Genomic DNA, 20,181 nt, shown 5'->3' on the forward strand with positions numbered 1-20,181 from the left:
GGGTTTTGGTTAAAGATTGCAAGAGTGCTCCCTATTTTTCTTGTGAATTTTACAAGATTTTTTGTGTTTTTTCGATCAAATTTTACAATTACCGCTCACAGATTCGATACTCCTTCCATTCCTCCCAAAATTAAGGAAATGTTAAAAGAGCAGACTTTAATACGCAAGCGAATCGAAATACGCAAACAAATCCCAAGTTTACAGACTTGGGATTTGTCGATTTTTTTCTCTGAAGATTTCATTATGGGAAGAAACATAAGCCATTTTGGGTGCGTCTGGCGTCATATATTGTTTGGCACTATTGACTGCCACGATCGCATCATTGATGGCTCCTGCAATGAGTCTAACTTTGCTCTCGTGGGTCGCACAGTCCCCTGCTGCAAAAACACCCGGAAGACTCGTCTGTGCATGGTGGCTCATTAGAACCATTCCATCGTTCATTTCTAAGCCACAACTGGCAAGATCACTTAGATTGCTTTTATATCCGTGACTAATGACGACTTCATCCACTTGCAACACTACATTGTCCTGACTTTCCATATGCGTAATCACAACCTGCTGAATTCGCTTACCATGATTATGAAGCTGCGTGATGCTGTATGGTTTTCTCACATCTGTTATGTTATTCATCTCACTGACATTCCGTTCCATTGCACGAAACTCATTATTCCGGTGGATTACGACTACACTGCGAGCAAGTTGAGCAAGTTCAATGGCCCAATCTACTGCACTGTTGCCTCCTCCTGAAATGAGCACACGCTTTCCTGCAAAATGTTCTGGATTTTGCACGGTGTAATGAAGATTTTCATACTCACATTCAATTGGCTCCTGCAGCTCCAATTTCTGAATTTCTGCAATACCGCGACCTACAGCAACAATGATCGTACGTGTATAATGGATCTCGCCTTCAGCAGTGTACATACTCCATATTCCGTTATCCAGTCGAGTGAACCTTTCCACCTTGCAATTCAATACAACCGTTGGATTAAACGTATTCGCTTGCTGAACAAGCCATTCGATCAACTTCGAACATTTCATAGGCGGCAGGCCACCTACATCCCAAATTGTTTTTTCTGAATAGGTATGTAGAAAACCACCAAGTCGGTCTTTACCATCAATGATTTTGACTTTCATATCACGCATCCCTGCATAAAAAGCTGCATACATGCCGGCAGGGCCGCCTCCAATGATGGTTACATCATAGATATCTTCTTCATTCATTGTAAACACCCCCTGTGAATTGAGTTATGAATAAGAGATTCATCTAACAGATGCAGATGCTTTATTTATTTTTTTCTTCAAAAGAACTCACAATATCGTCAATAACATATTCATCGGCAAGCGGAGACATTCCCAGATTGAACCATTCTTTGCCACCCACCATGTGAACATGGTCCTGTTTAACAGCTTTCAGATTTTTCCATAACGATGTCGATAACATATCTTCAAATTTCTTTTTAATTTCCGGATTAGTCTCATCATCCAACTGAACAATCAGATGATCTGCATCGTATTCAGGTAATACTTCCAAGGATACGGACATGGCAGTTTGATCTTTCGGGAAATTAGGAAGTGGTTTCATACCCAATCGTTTGTGGACAAAGTTTCCTCGGTCGAGATTCTCCCCATGAAGTACGATTTCTTTTTCCATCACTCTAATGTAGAGAACCGTCTCCTCACCAATCAGATTGTGCAATTTGTCAGTAGCTACCTTCTCCTTTGCTACCAAATCCTGAATTACCTTTTCTGCCTGTTCTTCTTTGTCCAAAATTTTGGCCATATCCCGCAGTTCATCGCGCCAATCATCACGCTGTGGCAAAAGTACGGTAGGCGCAATCAGAGTAAGTTGATCATAGTCCTTTTTAGACCACCAGTCAGGAGCGATAATTAAATCCGGCTCTGCCTCCATCAGGGCTTCAAAGTTAGGCGTTCTTCCTATTCCCATTTTCATCGTGTTTGCAAATGGCTCTTGCAAGTAAGAAGGAAAATCCTCATGGTAGTTCTGTACGGCAATGGGTACGATGCCAAGTGAAAATAAAAACTCTGGATATACAACGGACAAACCAACTATTTTTTGTGGATTGGCCGGAATTTCAACTTCTCCCATTTCCGTGTTCACTTTCTTCACCTGACTTGCTTCTGTTGTTGAAGCATTGGCGGTACCCGCTTCTTGTCCCTCGCTCGGGGATGCTTCTTTGCCTGCTGCCCCACAAGCCGCAATAACGAGCATCAACATCATTGTGCATATTACGGTTAACCATCTGAATCTCATTCTGTTTGTACCCCCTATAGGTCATTAATATATGACAATGTCTAATTAATAATAATTATCATTATCACTAAGATATAGGAGTAGTATAATAAAATATGATCTGGCATGATATTGACTATTCAGACTTTTTGCTATGGACGATCTTGCCATAGCTTTAATATTTCATCCAACATAAGCTCATGGGTAAATGCAGTGTAGTCCAGCAGGACGCTCGACAACAGGATATCCATTCTGCCACTCTGTACCGCCATTAACTTTAGCCACTCTTCCGACTTCCGCACATCCACCCATGTCTGCCTGGATGTCTCGTCATCACCCACAATCAATAATATTCTTTCAACGTTGAGAACACACAGCTCTTTCATGGTCACTGTGCCCCGTTCCCAATAAGTCTCAATTCCTTCGGGACCCTCCATTTGCATATCCACGTAGAAAACGGAAGCAATGCTCCTTGGACCTAACATCTGCAATTCTTCGCCATATACTTTCAGGACAACCAGACTGTCTTTTCGTATGAAATCCGCAAGCTGGTTCTTAATGATCATTACCTTCTCTTCATATCTTTGAAGCCATACCTCTGCAATATCCGACCTGTCCAAAAAGCTTGCAACATATCTCAAATGTTCTCTCCAATCGCCTTTTCCCCACGGGAGGTCACACACAGGAGCAATGGAATGAAGCTTACTTTGTAAAGTCTCAGACTCCGTGCCAGCAGTAATAATATAATCAGGTTTAACTAATCGAAGCTGTTCCAGCCAGATGGTCTCCCCCTCTGCGAGTGGCATAACTTTGTCCGTTTCATATTTACGTCGGTAATAGTATGTCCATGGATGACTTGCCGGCGCGGCACATGGAATGATCTGCAATGCAAGCAGTATGCCAATGCTCACAGAATGAACCGCAGCAATTTTTTGCTTGCTATTACGTATAAACGCTGCCGGTGGAATGCCGGAGATTTGCTTGAATTTACGCCGGAAATACGTCTCATCCTGATAACCCACGTATGATGCCACATCCTTGAGTCGATAACTGTGATCATTTCTCATTAAGATCTGGGCTTGTTTGATTCGATAAAAGGTTAAATAGTCCACTGGACTACAGCCATATCTTTTCTTGAACAAACGCATGAAATGACGCGGGCTCATTCGTGCAACAATTGCTAATTCCTCGATGGTTAATCTCTTCGCATAATTCTGCTCCATATAGGCTTTAACATGTTCAATCGGTGAAGTGAGATCCGTCTTTTCTGCATAGGCTCCGTCGTAAAACATGGTATACAACAGTTCCTGAAAACGAATCTGACCATAGTACCGTTGCAAGCCATCCTTCTTCAATGTATGGTGGTAAATCATCTGACAGATCACGCCAACTGCAACGGGTGAAGATGAGGTGACCTCGCCATTCACTTCATTACGCAAAAGTTGTTTCATTATATCCAGGGCTGTTTCACCCTCCTGCTCCATTGCGTACATGACATCAAAGTTCATGTGATACACGCCTCGTTCATCCAACGAATGCACATTCGCTTCAACCAGCTGCCCTGGGAAGCCTACGTACAGTCCACCCGTCTTTAATTCGATGAAACTCCCATCGATCTTTAACCACCCTTTTCCACTGGCTACAAATAATAACATGTATGTTTCAATGAAGTGTTTCCTCAGAGCCCACTCTGTCGTAGGACCACTCGTATAATTTACATTAATGAGCCTAAAGTTCATATGATCCAGGTGATCAAAATGCTCTGATTTTATTTCGTTGTTGTGCATCTGCATTGATCTTCCTCCAGCCATGAACGATTGTATTGATTTCTTTCTCCAAAAATATAACATACCACACTAACGAATAAAAAAAACACTCCAGCTATCCTCTAACCTGTCTTCAATGAATAAGATGCACTTATTATTGAAGGATCAGGCTATGGAACGCCAGAGTGTTATAAGTTCATATGTGTTCAGACGCTGCACGAGCGTCCAAGGAGTTCATTACAAAAATCGGTATTGAGCTTCTATTAATCCATTATAAACGCCTTGTTTTTGAATCAGCTGCTCATGGTTGCCTTCTTCTTTAATTTCACCATGATCCAGGACAATAATGTTATCTGCATTCCGGATAGTTGAGAGACGGTGAGCGACCATAAAGGACGTTCTTCCCTGCAACAGTACCTTCAACGCTTCCTGAATTTTCAGCTCTGTTTCGGTGTCGATGCTGGCTGTAGCTTCATCCAGAATCAATATACGCGGATTAGCAAGGAGCGCACGGGCAAAGGATAACAATTGCCGTTGTCCCATGGATAATACGTTCCCACGTTCCTCTACTTCGGTATCATATCCGCCAGGCAGCTTCATGATGAACTCATGTGCATTGACTGCTTTGGCTGCATCCTCCACCTCTTCATTCGTTGCATCCAGTCGTCCAAATCGAATATTGTCACGAATCGTACCCGAGAAGATAAAGGTATCCTGTAAAACAATGCTGATCTGGCTGCGTAAACTCTCTACCGTTACATCCCGCACATCCTGTCCGTCAATGGTGAGACGTCCGCCAGATATATCATAGAAACGACTGATCAGATTGATGATCGTACTTTTACCTGAGCCCGTATGACCAACAAGTGCAATCGATTGTCCCGCAGCCGCTGAGAAGCTGATTCCTTTCAGCGCCTGTCTGCCCTTCTCGTATTCGAACACCACATTTTCGAATGCGATATCTCCTTTAATAGAAGGAAGTGGCTTGGCACCCGGTTTATCTGCGATACTTGGCTTTTCATCCATGAATTCGAAGATACGCTCCGATGACGCCATGGCAACAAGTAGCTGATTGTACATCTGTCCCAGACGGTTGATTGGGTCCCAGAAGTTGCCGACATAGTTGGCAAAAGCGACAAGTAATCCCACAGTCAACTGGTCATGTTGAATCAGATAGGCACCAAACCAGAAGAGAATTAATGTACCAAATCCACCGGTAATCTCAATCAGTGGTCCGAAGCCCTGGTTCATCGCTGATGCTTTATCCCAAGACTTTTTACTGGACAGGTTCATGTTGTCAAAGTATTTCATGTTCTCTTTTTCCTGTGTATAAGCCTGAGTCACTCGAATCCCCTGAATGGATTCATTCAAGTGGGAGTTAATCCGGGAGTTCTTCATGCGCACATCCTGCCAAGCACGGCGGATCAGCACCCGCAGTTTGGTCGAGATGATAAACATGATCGGCACCGTAATGATTACGGCAAGCCCCAGTTTCCAGTTAATCAACAGCAAGATCACAATGATCCCGAGCAGCTGTACGCAGTCGATCATGACGTTAACTGCACCGTTCGTAAACAGATCCTGAAGGGAGTTAATATCATTCGTAACCCGTACCAGTACGGAACCTGCCGGTCTTTTGTCAAAAAAGTTAAAGGACAGCTTCTGGATATGCTTGAACAGATCCGAGCGTAGATCATAAATAACGCGCTGCCCGATAATGTTGGTCAGTTTGATCCGGTACGTATTGGCAGCCCATTGAATGAGATACAACACGAATATGGAGCCTGCAATAAGATAAAGCATAGTCATACTCGGCAACCCATTTGCCGGTGCGATGGCCCGGTCAATCGCCAGACTGATCAAAAATGGTACGGACAATTTCGTAATGGTACCCAAGATCATCATTAGAATAACGAGTGGTAACAGTTGTTTCGCATAAGGTTTCATGTATGCAAACAAACGTCCGAACTCTTTCCAGTTAAACGGCTTTTCAATAATCTCATCGTCCTGATACACAAATCGTTCATTCAGTTTCTTCTCAGAGGCCACTTTTGCCTCGCGCCTGTCTGCTATCGTTTCGGCACTCATGAATTCACCTGCTCCCCAGCCTCCCGCTTACCACGGGCAATATAATCTGCATATTGAATTTTATAAACATCCTGGTACGGTCCAGGTACTTCAATGAGTTCGGTATGTTTACCGCGTTGTACCACGCGACCTTCATCGAGTACCAGAATCTCATCTGCATGTCTTAGTGAAGATATCCGGTGTGCAATAATAAATGTCGTTCTGCCGCGCATGACTTCCTGGAAACCGGACTGAATCTCATGTTCCGTCTCCATATCCACGGCGCTGGTTGCATCATCAAGTACCAGAATTTTCGGATTTTTCAGCAAAGCCCTTGCGATCGCAATCCGCTGTTTCTGTCCTCCGGATAATCCCATGCCGCGTTCACCAACCACCGTGTCATATCCGTCCGGGAACTCCATAATGAAGTCATGAGCCTTGGCGAGCTTGGCTGCACGGATAATCTCATCCGTGGTGACGTTCTTAAGTCCGTAGGAAATATTATTGCGAATGCTGGATGAGAACAGGAATGTTTCCTGGAAAACAGAAGCGATCTGACTCCGCAAACTCCGGATGCCTATGTCTTTGATGTTTTTGCCATCCAGCTTGATCGTACCCGAGTTGACGTTATATGCACGCATCAGAAGCTGAATGATGGTTGATTTACCTGAACCTGTTCCCCCGAGGAAACCGATTACAGAACCAGGTGCAGCATCAAAGTTAATATCGGTTACCGCTGGCATTTTGTTGCCGTAGGCAAAGGTAACGGATTCAAACGTTACATGGCCGTTTACTTGGTCTGCCTCCACAATGACCGGATCTTGCGTTTCTTCCACATCCACTGGCGTATTGAGCAGTTCGAGCACCCGTTCACCTGAAGCTTTGGATTGCGTATAGTTGTTGATATGGAACCCAAGGTTCCACATTGGACCGATTATGTACCAGATCAAACTGAAAAAGGCAACGAGTTCACCGAGTGTCAGCGTCTTCTGTATAACCATTCTTCCACCGATCACCAGCAACAGCACGATGCTCACCGAAGCAAGAATCTCCATGATCGGAAAATAGCGACTCCACAAGGTTGCGGCATGAATCTGATTTGTCTTGTAACGCTCATTACGTGTGGAGAATTTCTCCACTTCATATGGCTCACGTGCAAAGGATTTTACAGTACGTACGCCAGTAATATTCTCCTGTACCGCCGTCGTCAGTGAACTGAGCGCCAGCCGCATCTCCTGAAACGCAGGGTGAATTTTGGATTCGAATCTCAGCGCAACGAAGGCAAGTAATGGGATGCATATGAGTGTGAACAGTGTAAGCTGCCAACTCATGGTCATCATCATGATTGCGCCGAATACGACCATCAAAACCATGTTGAGAATCTGGGCGAAACCAAATCCGATAAAGTTACGGATGGCTTCCAAATCTCCCGTGAGGCGGGACATCAGATCACCTGTCTTGGCCGTATCATAATAACGGAAGGATAAAAATTGAAGCTTTTCGTAACATGCGTTACGAAGTCTGTACGCCAGGAAGTTACCCAAGCGCCCTCCAAAAAAGCCATGTAAAAACTGCATTCCCGCTTTCAAAATAACTACACCTAACACAGTCAAGGCAATTATGGGAACGTCTTCAAAAGTGCGCGGAACAATAATATCATCAATCAGTATCCTCAGCATATACGGATACACCAACCCAAGTGCAGTCGCTAAGGCGAGGAACAAGATTGATACAAATAAATACGTTCGCTTTTCCCAAAAAAAGGTTTGCAGTTGCCTAAGAACATCCATGTTTCTCCTCCTCTTATGTCGTTCAAAAATACTATGAACATTTATGAAGTTTATCACCGTACCCCATTCGCGGCAAAGCGAATAACAGACCATATTCTGCCTGCTTTCAGCTTATTGACGCATTAGCGAAGGTAGATACCCACCTTTCAATCAAATGTTTGAATATTCTCTTTATTTCAGGTTGTTCGTACCAAAAAAAGGCTCCCTGTATGCCTTTTCGGCAGGAGCCTTTTTGGGTTGGTTTACGCAACATTTTCAATCTGTTGCTGTATCATTCATTTTGTTTTACAAAGACTTCCAGAGAATGCGCGTCATGCCGCGAATTTAACTACGTTCAATCTGTTCCAGTTGTACAGACAAGCTCGACCATTGCTCAGCAGGAATTCCACTCTCCAGTGTATCTTGAATTCCGCTCACCGCCTCGTCCAGACGTTCTTCCAACTGACGGGATTGGTGTTGCAAGGATTGACGAAGCTGGTTGTCATAAAATTGAATCAGCTTGTCTTGCGCAGTAGGAAGAACTTCAATGATCATCTGTTTGAGGACAGGATCAAGTGCCTCTTGAAGCCGTTGACGTCCATCCCCTTCGAAGAACTGTTTCGGATTGCGGAAATAATTCAAATAGCTTTTCCATCCGGACGGTTCTTCCAAGCGAACCTCTTCAAGCACAGGTGTACTCCAGCGTTCGTTCAATGGCAGAGATACATCCACGCCTCCAGATAACTGTCTCACCTCATCTATACAATCCGTAACTTGCTTCATCAGCCAAGTCTGACCTGCCTGTTCAAGTCTGAGGGTGGTAGCGAGCAGTTCTTGCTCCAGCTCAATGGCAATCATACGTAACAGTTCACGTCCACAGGCTGCAAAAGCCGTCTTCAGATTGCCCCGATCCTCCCGAAGTACGGATGGATGGAATGCTTCTGCCATAAATAGACCAAGACGATAGGCAAGTCGCTGCCGCACATGGAACAGCAATTCTGCTGTTTCCTGTGACAATTCTTCCTTCATAGATCGCTCTGCAAGTCGCTGTATGCGCTGGCGTGACTGTCCCTGAATGGTCTCCAGTTCATCCCGCCGCTGCTGCAATGCTTCCTCACCCTGAGCTGCATCCTCGGCACGCTTCTTCAGCCGCTGAATGACACGTGCCATCTCTTCGGAAGCGCCACCGACGGCAAGATCGGCTAATTCTCTGCCTGCAAATTGGTTGAACTCTTCCTCAAACCGGACAAATCCGGATTGCTCCAGCAGCTTCGAATCTCCGGCCATCTTGCCTTCCATCGCCAGTATACTGGATACCGGGAAGAGTCGTGGTGCCCGAATTCCATTACTGCGCAGTTGGGTGCTCACATGATCGAGAACCTGCTCCAGTTCTTCCTCGGAGGAAGACAAATCACTGGCATTCACGACAAAGAACATCTGATCCATGGCAGAACTATCTTTGACACGTCCCAACTGGTTCAGGAACTGGCGATCTCCTTGGGAGAACGCATGGTTGTAATACGTTACGAAAATGAGTGCATCCGCATTCTTCATATAATTGAAGGTTACACCCGTATGACGAGCATTCACAGAGTCTGCTCCTGGTGTGTCCACCAACACAATGCCTTGTTCAGTTACATCACAGCTGTAATACAGATCGATACTGTCCACAAAACAGGACTTCTTCTCGTTCGCGACAAAGTTACGATAACCGTCCAGATCTACCAGCACATCCTGACCCAGCTGGTCCGCTGTCTCTTCCCAACCGGATGCTGCCGCTTGTAAAAAGCTGTAGTGCGGGCGCCCCGCCGGATGCACATCCTGTGGCGAGAGAGATTTAACTCGCTTCTGCCACTCCGCTCCAGGCTCGCCCAGTCCGAGCAATCGGAAGGAATAGCCGAGATCTTCCTGGAAGGCGTCCCGGGTCTTCATGCGGACCCGGGCTGTACCATGCTCCGCGCCCCCGGCAGGAGCCATGATCCGGTTAATCGCCGCTGTCGTTGGATGCGGCGAGACGGGTAGTACGGCTTCGCCCAGCAACGCATTGGCGAAGGAGGATTTGCCGGCGCTGAATGCTCCGAACAGCGCCAGTGTGAACGTGCCGCCCGCAAGCGAAGCCGCGCGTGCACGCAGATCCCGTACCGCCGACCCCATGGCGGGGTACGGCTCCACCAGCGCAGCAGCGGCTTCAAGCCGTGCCGCTGCTGCGTCCAGGCGTCGGCGGCGTTCAGCACCAGCCGCCGCCGTTGGCCCTGGCACCGCCGCTGCGACTGCGCGCTGCGCTGGCGGTGCCTCTGGCGTCTGTGGCCGCGCAGCCACAGACGTTGACGTGCCCGCATGCGAACCGGGTGCTTCGCCCGGTTCAGGCACCGCGGGCACGTGCGGGCCCTTCACCTCCGGCAATATCCCGGAGGGGAGGGGGCCCGCATGGGGCAGCAGGCTGCGCAGCCCTGCTGCCTCTGCGGCGGCGCTGCGCTGGAGCGCCGTGTAGCGCGCCGCCGCCGCGGATTGCGCCAGCAGCGCTGCGCGGCTGGCGTCCAGCGCCTGGAGCGCGGCTTCGCCTCGCGCTGCCAGCGCCTCCAGCATGCGGTCGGCCAGCATCATGGCCGACCTGCGATAGCGGGCCTCAATCTCGCCCCGCAGATCTTTGCTGAACTGGATCACATACTCGGGAGACACCTCTGCACTGGCACTGCGTTTCATCTCCAATAGTGCTTCATCTACAGCAGGCAGTTCCGTATTGAGCGCCTGCTCCCACTCCGCCCCCCATAGCTGATGGGATTCACCCAACTGCCTGAGCATTGTGCGAATATGTACCTCCACTTGTCCGGAAGCCTGATCCTGTAACAGTCTGACTAACTCAGAAGCACGGCGTTGTTTCTCCTGCTCGGTTTTGCCACCTGAGAACAATAAACCCACCCGGAAGCCCGGTTTGCGGCTCTCCAAATAGGCAGCAGCAGACGTACGAATATCCGCAGGTGTAAGATTTGCATTGGCCAGAAGAGGTTCCAACTCTGCCCGGAATTTCTCGCGCACTCGCGCAGGCCCCGTACGAATGTCTGCTGCTTGTTGATCGAGAAGCTCTAGCTCTCGTTCCAAGCGTTCAATTCCTTCCTTGCCACCAATCTCATCCAGGAGGGAATTCTCTTCGTCTTCACGTTTCTCCGCTTGTCTTGTCAGATGTTGCTCCGTTACATGACTGGCCGAACTTGCCAAACTGTGCGTGATTAATGCTTCCTTCTCTTGCATCATGTGTCTAATGAGTTCCGGAATCACATCCCACTGGTTATAGCGATGCTCCTTGTCACGAAGGGAAGTAAACAACAGTCCGTCATATCTGACTTCCCAGGCCGCAAATATAGCTTCCACACCTTCGGTATATTGGTCAAAAGAAAGCTCCCGCTCCCGATGCTTGTCGATCTGGTTCACGATCAGAAACAACGGTTTGCCCCAATCCGACAGACTCTTGGCAAATGAAAGGTTTGTCTCGGACTGAACATGATTATAGTCCATGACATAGAACACCACATCCGCCAGATGCAGTGCAGAATGGGTCGCGAGACTGTGCCCGCGATCTGTTGAGTCCACACCTGGTGTATCCAGCAGAACAGCATCATCTTTCAGCAGCGGTATATCATCCCATACCTCAATCGAGCTGTACGCTCCGCCATTTTTGCAATACGCCTCCAATTCCTCTGGAGAGACTTCAAGTGTTCCTGCACTATTGTCAGCGCTTACGTTTGCAGATGTATAAATAAGCGCTCTCGGCTTACCATTACGTATAGACACCACATTCGCACTTGTTGGCACAGGGCTTGAAGGCAACACCCGCTTACCGCATAAACTGTTGATGAGACTCGATTTGCCTGCAGAGAAGTGACCACAGAACGCAATCGTCAGATGTTTCATTTCCGCCTTGCTGATTAAATCCGTTAAAGCCTGTACAGCCGTATGGTCCCCTGTCTGCTCCATCGCTTCACGCAGCGGAAGCAGAGGTTTAGCCATTTCTTTTGGGTAATCTGTTCTGGACATGACTGGCCTTCCCCCTGGCTCCTCTAATTTGACATCCGTTTCGACGTCTATCTCTTTTACAACATTTATTTTAACATTATCAAGTTTGAATTTGAACGGTTGGAATTGAATATACAGAAATGAACGTATAAATTCGATAATCTAAAAAAAATAAAACCGACCAAGTCGGTTTTATCTGTAATACGTTCTATATTCAGCATACAGCAAAATGCTTACGCCAAGTGTCTGTTGCATGAATATCGATGCGATCACCTTAAGCACAATGATTCTCATGACATTAATGCAACAGAACGAATTGTTTAATCAATTCTTAAGAAACTGCATTCTCCATGGAAGGCAGCAAAATTTCAAATACTTGTCCATGTTGCAGAATTGTGATGTCTCTGCCTTTGTCTCTCATAACAACAACTTCTGGTTTAACGGACATACGCTCCAGATAATGTTCAGGCACGTCGCCAGAATGGCTCACTGTGATGCCTTCTACTTCTTTTTCTTCATTTTCAGCCATTTCCTGTTCAACGATTTGTTCAAAAATATCGGAGAAGGCCTCAAAATTGTCAGTGTACACGGAAATGCATTTCATGATTATTCATCCTTTTCTGCTCATTAATTTATTTTGCGTTTTCGGGTGGTGACACGTTCCTTATCTTTCCTGATTTGGGACGTTTTCATACGTTTTTTCCCTTCCCTGCATATGTCCAGCAATGGACAGACATGACAAGCAGGGTTCTGTGCCTTACAATGGTAGCGTCCAAAAAATATAAACCGGTGGTGAGTTAAAGTCCACTCATCCCGGGGTACGCGCTTCATTAGTTTCTTTTCGACTTCAAGTACGGAGTCATCCCAACCCGCAAGCGCCAGCCGCTTGGATACTCGTTCAACATGAGTATCTACTGCAATTGCTGGTACTCCAAACGCATTGGAAACAACTACATTCGCGGTTTTCCGACCAACACCTGGTAGCGTCACAAGCTGATCATGTTCCTGCGGTACATCACCGCCATACTGCTCTATTAAAATTCGGCACATGTTCTGAATATGCTTGGCCTTGTTCCGATACAAGCCAATCCGCCGAATATCCTGTTCCAGCTCTTCGAGAGGAACCGCCAGATAATCTGCTGGGCTTCTGTATTTCTGGAACAAATCTGCGGTTACCTTGTTCACCGTTTCATCGGTGCACTGGGCAGACAAAAGGACAGCTACCGTCAATTCAAATGCATTGCTGTGATTTAATTCGCAATGTGCATCAGGAAACATTGCTTCCATAGTTTCGAGTATATGTCTAACCGTCGCTGCATTCATGAAGAGCTACCTCCCACAAAATGACTCCATGCTGAGGAGCCTTACTTCGAAGCTTCATCCAAGTACTTTGCGGGGACCTCAAAAAGCTTGCAAAAAAAACGTCTTGATGCGGGAAAGATCCCGTATCAAGACGGTCATTCTTTTGATCCTCGAAAAGAAACGATTACTGTTTTTGAATCTCCAGAATAACATTGTTCAGGAGATACAATACAATATTATCATTATCTCTGAGAGATTGCACGCTTAAAGTATTGTCACCCTGGTGAACAAATACACTTGATCCGAGTGCAAAACGATAATTTGTGTCAGCTGTCGTTTCCCGTTTAACCAGAATCTGGTTGCCCACGCCATCATAAGACCAGAATTGTTTGCTCATGACAGTCAGCACTCTGAAGCGTGTGGAATTATCCGTATCTTTTGTCATTTCGACACGATCTCCAACCGTAAGACTCGTCAGTGAAGTTAATGTAGAGCCAGATTTAACGACTTTAACCGAACCGCTAACAGGCACCGTTTCAGTCTGACCGTTAAACTGCTTGAGCGTTACGGAGGAAGCATCCACTGCTGTAACTTCAGCCAGCGTACGCTTCACGACTTGAACTGCTTTTGGCGTAGCTCCTTCAAACGTTACATTAATCAGGTTGCCTGCTGTCAATTGTGAAGGCGTGATCGTCTGACCACTCTCTCCAGTCAGTACCGCTTGATCCACGTAGAACTGACTTGTCAACAGATCCGATTTCACTCGAATACGACCATTCGCTTCCAGGGCAACCACTTCAAATTGAGCCACAGTGTTCAATGCAACCTTCTGCACCACATCCTGATTTGCTCCAAGCGTTACGGTAACGTTGTCACCAATCTTCAAATCTCCCAGACTTGCGCCGGATTTGTTATAGATTTCAACCGTAGGAGCGGTAGTGTAAGGCACTGTGATTGTCTGATTACCAGACAACAAACTGATTTTTTTGCCAGAAGTATCCATGTTGCTGATCGTACCTTCGTACTTGTAAATCACCTTAACGGACAACGCACGTGTTCCCACATAAGTCAGATCCAATTTGCGACCATCATTTAAAAGCGACTCCAGACCAGCGAGTGTAGGTTTGGTCGTATTGTAATCCAGTTTGGTTTTCTCATCCAATGTAAATACAAACGGCTTCTTGTTGTTGTCCAGTACAGTAAGTACCTTTGTTTTACTGTTGTAAGATACAACCGTTACCCCGTTCTTAGGTTCCATTTGACGTCCAATGACCTGAATACGCGTTACCTGATCGTCAGAGTTTAATGTCAGCTCCACCTGATCCCCGTTCGTTGCATCCGTGATCAGATCATTCAACGTTGCATCCTGAATGCCATTGATAATGACTTCCGGCTTTTCAGTCAGCAGTTTCGCTTCAAGGGAACCCCCTTCACGTTTGAACGTTAACGTGGACTGGTTGCCACCGATCTCAACCAATGTTCCGCGTACAGATTGCTCCACACCTTGAGACAATGCGATGGTTTGCAGAACACTATCCTTTACGGTGTATTTCACGGCACTGCCGGCTTTGAGATCAGCCACTGACAAAATACGGTTTTGATATGTGATAATCAGATTGTCATTGTATGCAAACTGTTCTGTAGCACCCGCTGCATTAACAAGCTTGATCGTTTTGCCAGAAGTAGACACTTCAGCAATGACACCATTGTCACTCTTATTCACAATGCCGGATTTCACACGAATAACGACTGTTTTTTTGTCAGCCGAGAACGTTTCCCGCTGTACTTCGATGATGCTATCTGCTGTAATATCGGACAGTTTGATTGCATTACCATTCTGATCGATGAATGCAGTTGCCTCATCATAACTGTACGTTTCGTAATTTTCGCCTACAAAGATACCAATTTTATTTCCTGACAAGGAACGCGCAAAAGTCCCCTCAACGCTTTCCACCTGCGGTGTAGCATCAACGACTTCCACATAGGAAGCCACACCTGTAGAACCTACAACCTGAACTTTTGTATACAGCTTCACATCAGTGGATGAAGCACGAGTTTCACTGTCTTTCGTAAAGTAAGGCGTACTGCTGTTCACTGTGAAGTTAACGGCTTTGCCGTCCACAACCAGCGTGATCTGCCCATCTTTCAATCCAGTCACATAACCCGTGGATGTGTTGGGATACGCTGTATCCGTCAACGATTCGCCACGACTGAAGAAGGTAGCGAGTTGAGCACGGGTTACGGAACCGGTTGGATTGAATTTGTTGCCTTCTACACCTTTGGCCAGATCCAGGCTAACAGCCAGATTGACATAACCTTTACCACTTTCGGAGATATCTGCATTATCAGCAAATCCGGTAGATTGATTGTTTTGAGCCTTGGCTTCAGCATCCTTGTCCAATGAACGGATTAACAATTTCGTAATCCATTCCCGTGAAGCCGGTTTTTGACCCCAGGATGTCTTGGATACATCCACCGTTGATTCTTCCGTCTTATCAATCAGTCCCAGTTGAAGTGCCAGCGCGACATATGGCTTGAAATAATTTCCCACTTCCATGTTTGTCGGTAATGCCGCAGCCGTGTCGGTCTTCAACTGGCCCTCTTGATTCATAAAACGGATTGCCATCGTTACAGCTTCTTGCTGTGTTACCGCGTCTCCTGGACGGAACAGGCCGTTATTACCGAGAAGAATGCCTTGGTATGCCAGTTTGTACACATGTTTCTCAGCCCAGTATCCGACCTTGATGTCACTGAACAAACCAGTTGGTGCAGCCGTATTCGTTATTGCAGCAGTCTGACCCTGCCCCGTTTCTGTTGATTCTGCTGCCATGGCAGCTCCGCCGGCGCTAAGGGCCATCATGCCTGCAAGCACGGCTGATACTACTTTTTTAGAGTGTGATGGATGGTTATATTTAAAAGTCACCTATGATTCCCCTCTCTCATGTAAAACGACCTATATTCCGTGTAAAACGACCTATATTCCGTGGCTTCACGGTACGACAGCCTGCTGTACAGCCTATTCGGATCTTGTCATTGGATGTTCAAGATCCACATGGCCCATCAGACTCTCGGACTGTTGACCGTCCACCAGTAAGTCAAGTGATTTAACTTCATCAAACTGGAAGAATGTTTGTTTCAAAGCATCCAGCGCATAGGACTCTCCACCTGCACCAAGACGTGCCGTATCTGGCAAATGAATATCCAGCGTAAGAGCTCCATCCTTGAACTGAACAGATTTCAATTCAATTTCTTTCGCCCACAGTGGAACTAGTTTAGCGTCTTTGCTCTGTTGCAGTGATTCAAAGGCAGCCTTGTATTTGGCATCATCCGATGCATATGAAATCTCTGCCGTAGCTTTGTGCAACTCCAGTTCTTCTTCATCCGTATAGAATACAGTGATTGTTTTCTTTTGATTACTTTCAGAAGTTGCTGGCGTCTCCGTAGACGTTTCGCTTGGCGGAGTAGTTGTAGTCGTTCCCTCCGAGCTGCCTTCTGTGGATTCTGTAGGTGTTGTGTTCTCTTCAGGTTCAGCGGTTACCGGTTCGGTAATTGTTTCGCCTTCAACCTCGGTCACATTGGTCTCGCTTCCTGCGCCTTGCGTCTGATTCGGAGCAGCTGTTGGCTTGCTTCCACATCCAGCAGCAACTGCCATAACCGTTACCAGCAAAGCTGCAATCCATATTTTCTTGTTCATTCTAACTCCGCCTCCTCAACATAAGGGCTTGTCCCTTATTTAATTCCCAGATACTCCTTGATTCCTGCAACAATACCTTTGGCAACGCTGTTCTGGAAACTCTCTGTGAACAGGGCTGCTTCATCACTCTTGTTGCTAAGGAATCCACCTTCCAGCAGAACTGCTGGCATTGTCGTTTCACGGGTTACATGGAGACTTGCCGTTTTCACTCCACGATCTTTCAGTCCGGAAGACTGCAAAAGATACTTGTGCATCACTGTAGCAAGTGCTTTGCTGTTGGAGCGTGTATAGAATGTCTCTACACCGTTCGCAGCAGCAGGGCCACTATTAGCATGTATGGAGATGAAGATATCCGCTTTTATGTCTTGTGCAATCTTCACACGTTCTTTTAATGCCAAGAATGTATCATCGCTGCGCGTTAACACAACGTCAATTTTGGATTCTTTTTTCAACAAGGCTTCCACTTTCAGTGCCATTGCCAGATTGAAGTCTTTTTCACGTTTGCCTGTTACACCGATTGCCCCAGGATCCTGATCTCCATGACCTGCATCAATAACGACAACCTTTTTGCCATTATCACCAACTGGAGGAGCAGGTGTACCACTTTGATTATTGAGGTCAACCATGATCAGTCCGGAATCATTTTGCACACTGTACCCTTTTGAACTGGACAGATCGATCACAAAACGAAGTGTAGATGGACTGTTGCTGTATAACGAGTAACGAATCTTAGACACGTCCGGATAGCCGCTAACGACGAGTTGTCCATTCTGGTTGCTGTCTAGAGCCTGTCCTTCACTGAACGAATCAGCAAATGCGGTATTCGGCAAGTCTATTACGATTCGATCCGGTCCTGTCATCGTGAAGACGTTCGGCTTCGTACTTCCGCTTGTTGCAATCATGAAGCGGTTGTCGCTGAAGCTGATGCCGTTCACCAGTACAAGACCGTCTTGATCCGATCCTCCGCCTTCATTGCCAGAGTTCGGAGGTGTGGTTGTCCCGTTTCCGGAACCTGAATTCTGGGTAACTAATGTTACCGTCTTCGTGGTATTGTTCCAACCCACCTTAAGACCCATTTCCTCACCTATAAATCGGAGAGGCACGAGTGTAGTACCATTTTTCACGAGTGGCGGGGCATCCAGGTTTACGTTACTGCCGTTCACCGTTGCCGTCTTCTGTCCAACAATCATCTGCATGGCAGTGTTGTCTTTGCTAATAGTCACCGTTTGCGTTTGCTGCTTCCACTCCACGCTATACCCAAGATTCTCAGACACAACCCGGATCGGAACCATCACCTTGCTGTTGATAATTTCCGCCTTCGTATCCGATGGCTGTACGATTTCTTTTCCGTCTAGGATAATTTTCGTGTCTGTTGCTGCATGACTATAGCCCGGGAAAACGAGCCCAAAGACAAATAACAGTACCAAAAAACCGAACTTCTTCATCCTTCACCCCTACCATTCTCATATTTTTTTGCCGCATGTTGTCATTTTCCAACTCCGACTGACCGCTTGGGCATTACCAGACACCTATTAGACGCCCCTCGCTCTCAAAAGTTGCGAATATATTCCAACATAACAGAAAAAAAACGTTGTCAGATCAAGCTTTTTTTACATTTTAATGTCTGTTTTTTTCCTTATTTATCAAATATACATCTCTAAACAACGTACTACCCTAACCTTCATATTTGCGCACAATCTACTTTACAGTCCCAAAAATTCAACAATTCCTTCTACAATCGCCTGTGCACATTTGTCCTGGTATTCTTCGGTGAGCATAACTGCTTCATCCGTTGGGTTGCTTAAAAAACCAAGTTCAAGTAACACAGCAGGCATCGTTGTTTCCCGGGTCACATGCAGACTCGCCGTTTTAACGCCACGATCCTTGAGTCCTGTTACCGGCAAGACATATTTGTGAAGAGTGTCAGCCAAAGTCTTGCTTTCTTTGCGGCTATAAAGCGTTTCAATGCCGTTTGGTACGGGTGTGGTGAATTTGTTTCCATGAATGGACACAAAAACATCTGCCTTGTTCAATTCAGCAATATCTACGCGCTGTTTAAGCGAAAGCTCTGTATCATCCTGGCGTGTAATGACCATCTGAATATCTTGGTATTGTTGAAGGATGGCCTGTACCTTCAGCCCTACAGCCAGATTGAAATCTTTCTCATAAGCTCCTGACAAACTCACTGCCCCAGATTGGCGACCACCATGTCCCGGATCAATGACCACAATCGTTTTGCCATCATTCGTAGGTACTGCCGGTTGGCTTGTAGGTTCTCCACTCGTGGCTGTCAGGTCAACGAGCAAGACATTGTTATCTCCAACAGACCATTTGGCTGTGGCCGACTGACTTAGATCCAGAACGACACGAACGGTGGAAGGCGTCTTGCTGAACAGGGCATACCGAACTTTGGAAACGAGGGGTGAGTCCGTAACGAGAATTTGTCCACTGCCATCCGCGTTAGAGGCTTGTCCCTGAATGAATTCCTGAGAGAATGTCGATGCAGGCAGATCAATAATAATGCGGTCTGGCCCACCAAGACTGGATACTTTGGGGCTAATATTGCCGTTTGTCGCTACAATCAGGCGATCTCCGCTGAAGCTGATGCCTTGAAGTTCTGTCAGACCGTCCGGGACAGGCGTCTCGACGGGGTCACTGTCACCTTCCGTTCCAACGACGGGAGGAATACTAAATAGGCTTACTGTCTTGGTTCCATTGTCCCAGCCCACACGCAGACCCATGCCTTCCCCTACAAAGCGTAAAGGAACAAGTGTTGTTCCCTGTTTGATTAGTGGGGGCGAATCCAGGTTTACCACGGTTCCATTCACTGTAGCCGCATCCTTGCCAGCCGTCATTTGAATCATGCTGTTTCCTTTTTGAACCTGGACTGACTTAGTTGCCTTCTCCCACTTCACCTCATAACCCAGGTTCTCGGATACAATTCGAATCGGAACCATGACCGTCTTTCCGATATTTTCTGCAGGTGCTCCCGTCCGCTGATTAATGGTTACACCGTCGAGCACAATCGAGGGCGTGGTGTCTGCATGGGCCATGACTGGAAATAAACATAGGAACAGAAGAAAAACGACTGCTGCCGACCATTTTTTCATACCTCATCCACCATTCTTTTTGTCTTTTGAACATCCGACCTGATTCTCTGCAGCGTAACATCAATGACGCTATGTAACCTTCCATAATCTACTAATCAGTTTATCAGATATTTCCCCTTCATCCGGTTACAACGTTGTCATATTCAGTCGGAAATAAGATGAAAAAAGAAGATCACATTCAAGCAAAAGATCACTTCTCACCATGAATGTA

General features: G+C 46.5%; 12 protein-coding genes. All 12 read right to left on the reverse strand.

What is annotated here, in order from left to right; all coding sequences use genetic code 11:
- Positions 1–198 precede the first annotated feature (198 nt).
- The gene (locus MKX75_RS17875; RefSeq protein ID WP_339166271.1) at positions 199–1,221 is read right to left on the reverse strand and encodes an NAD(P)/FAD-dependent oxidoreductase; all 1,023 of its coding nucleotides are present in this window, start codon (positions 1,219–1,221) and stop codon (positions 199–201) included.
- Positions 1,222–1,282: 61 nt separating this feature from the next.
- Positions 1,283–2,272 (reverse strand): ABC transporter substrate-binding protein, encoded by a 990-nt coding sequence (locus tag MKX75_RS17880; RefSeq protein ID WP_339166272.1) that lies wholly within the window; start codon positions 2,270–2,272, stop codon positions 1,283–1,285.
- Between the two features lie 131 nt (positions 2,273–2,403).
- Positions 2,404–4,044: an AraC family transcriptional regulator gene (locus MKX75_RS17885; RefSeq protein ID WP_339166273.1), complete on the reverse strand. Its 1,641-nt coding sequence runs from the start codon at positions 4,042–4,044 to the stop codon at positions 2,404–2,406.
- A gap of 210 nt (positions 4,045–4,254) precedes the next feature.
- Positions 4,255–6,105, reverse strand: a complete 1,851-nt coding sequence (locus tag MKX75_RS17890; protein ID WP_076331433.1) for an ABC transporter ATP-binding protein — start codon at positions 6,103–6,105, stop codon at positions 4,255–4,257.
- Positions 6,102–7,874, reverse strand: a complete 1,773-nt coding sequence (locus tag MKX75_RS17895) for an ABC transporter ATP-binding protein (RefSeq protein ID WP_076331432.1) — start codon at positions 7,872–7,874, stop codon at positions 6,102–6,104. Before MKX75_RS17895 ends, MKX75_RS17890 begins: the two co-directional genes overlap by 4 nt.
- Positions 7,875–8,198: 324 nt before the next feature.
- Positions 8,199–11,885, reverse strand: coding sequence for a dynamin family protein (locus tag MKX75_RS17900; RefSeq protein ID WP_339166274.1), 3,687 nt, complete (start codon positions 11,883–11,885; stop codon positions 8,199–8,201).
- A gap of 310 nt (positions 11,886–12,195) precedes the next feature.
- A complete protein-coding gene (locus MKX75_RS17905; RefSeq protein ID WP_017687779.1) occupies positions 12,196–12,468 on the reverse strand; it encodes a hypothetical protein in 273 nt (90 codons plus the stop codon).
- Positions 12,469–12,491: 23 nt separating this feature from the next.
- A complete protein-coding gene (gene nth, locus MKX75_RS17910) occupies positions 12,492–13,187 on the reverse strand; it encodes an endonuclease III (protein WP_062835134.1) in 696 nt (231 codons plus the stop codon).
- 163 nt (positions 13,188–13,350) lie between these two features.
- On the reverse strand, positions 13,351–16,089 hold the full coding sequence (locus tag MKX75_RS17915; RefSeq protein WP_339166276.1) for an S-layer homology domain-containing protein: 2,739 nt from the start codon (positions 16,087–16,089) through the stop codon (positions 13,351–13,353).
- Positions 16,090–16,182: 93 nt separating this feature from the next.
- Positions 16,183–16,860, reverse strand: a complete 678-nt coding sequence (locus MKX75_RS17920) for a GerMN domain-containing protein (RefSeq protein ID WP_339166278.1) — start codon at positions 16,858–16,860, stop codon at positions 16,183–16,185.
- A 35-nt stretch (positions 16,861–16,895) separates the two neighbouring features.
- Positions 16,896–18,305 (reverse strand): N-acetylmuramoyl-L-alanine amidase family protein, encoded by a 1,410-nt coding sequence (locus MKX75_RS17925; protein WP_062835137.1) that lies wholly within the window; start codon positions 18,303–18,305, stop codon positions 16,896–16,898.
- 258 nt (positions 18,306–18,563) lie between these two features.
- A complete protein-coding gene (locus MKX75_RS17930; RefSeq protein ID WP_339166279.1) occupies positions 18,564–19,970 on the reverse strand; it encodes an N-acetylmuramoyl-L-alanine amidase family protein in 1,407 nt (468 codons plus the stop codon).
- Positions 19,971–20,181: the final 211 nt, after the last annotated feature.

Source organism: Paenibacillus sp. FSL R5-0341 (assembly GCF_037975235.1).
GTDB classification, from domain to species: domain Bacteria; phylum Bacillota; class Bacilli; order Paenibacillales; family Paenibacillaceae; genus Paenibacillus; species Paenibacillus amylolyticus_A.

Coding starts and splice junctions, on each gene's coding strand:
- MKX75_RS17875 (WP_339166271.1), bottom strand. CDS start 1,221: ATGAATGAAGAAGATATCTATGATGTAACCATCATTGGAGGCGGCCCT.
- MKX75_RS17880 (WP_339166272.1), bottom strand. CDS start 2,272: ATGAGATTCAGATGGTTAACCGTAATATGCACAATGATGTTGATGCTC.
- MKX75_RS17885 (WP_339166273.1), bottom strand. CDS start 4,044: ATGCAGATGCACAACAACGAAATAAAATCAGAGCATTTTGATCACCTG.
- MKX75_RS17890 (WP_076331433.1), bottom strand. CDS start 6,105: ATGAGTGCCGAAACGATAGCAGACAGGCGCGAGGCAAAAGTGGCCTCT.
- MKX75_RS17895 (WP_076331432.1), bottom strand. CDS start 7,874: ATGGATGTTCTTAGGCAACTGCAAACCTTTTTTTGGGAAAAGCGAACG.
- MKX75_RS17900 (WP_339166274.1), bottom strand. CDS start 11,885: ATGTCCAGAACAGATTACCCAAAAGAAATGGCTAAACCTCTGCTTCCG.
- MKX75_RS17905 (WP_017687779.1), bottom strand. CDS start 12,468: ATGAAATGCATTTCCGTGTACACTGACAATTTTGAGGCCTTCTCCGAT.
- nth (WP_062835134.1), bottom strand. CDS start 13,187: ATGAATGCAGCGACGGTTAGACATATACTCGAAACTATGGAAGCAATG.
- MKX75_RS17920 (WP_339166278.1), bottom strand. CDS start 16,860: ATGAACAAGAAAATATGGATTGCAGCTTTGCTGGTAACGGTTATGGCA.
- MKX75_RS17925 (WP_062835137.1), bottom strand. CDS start 18,305: ATGAAGAAGTTCGGTTTTTTGGTACTGTTATTTGTCTTTGGGCTCGTT.
- MKX75_RS17930 (WP_339166279.1), bottom strand. CDS start 19,970: ATGAAAAAATGGTCGGCAGCAGTCGTTTTTCTTCTGTTCCTATGTTTA.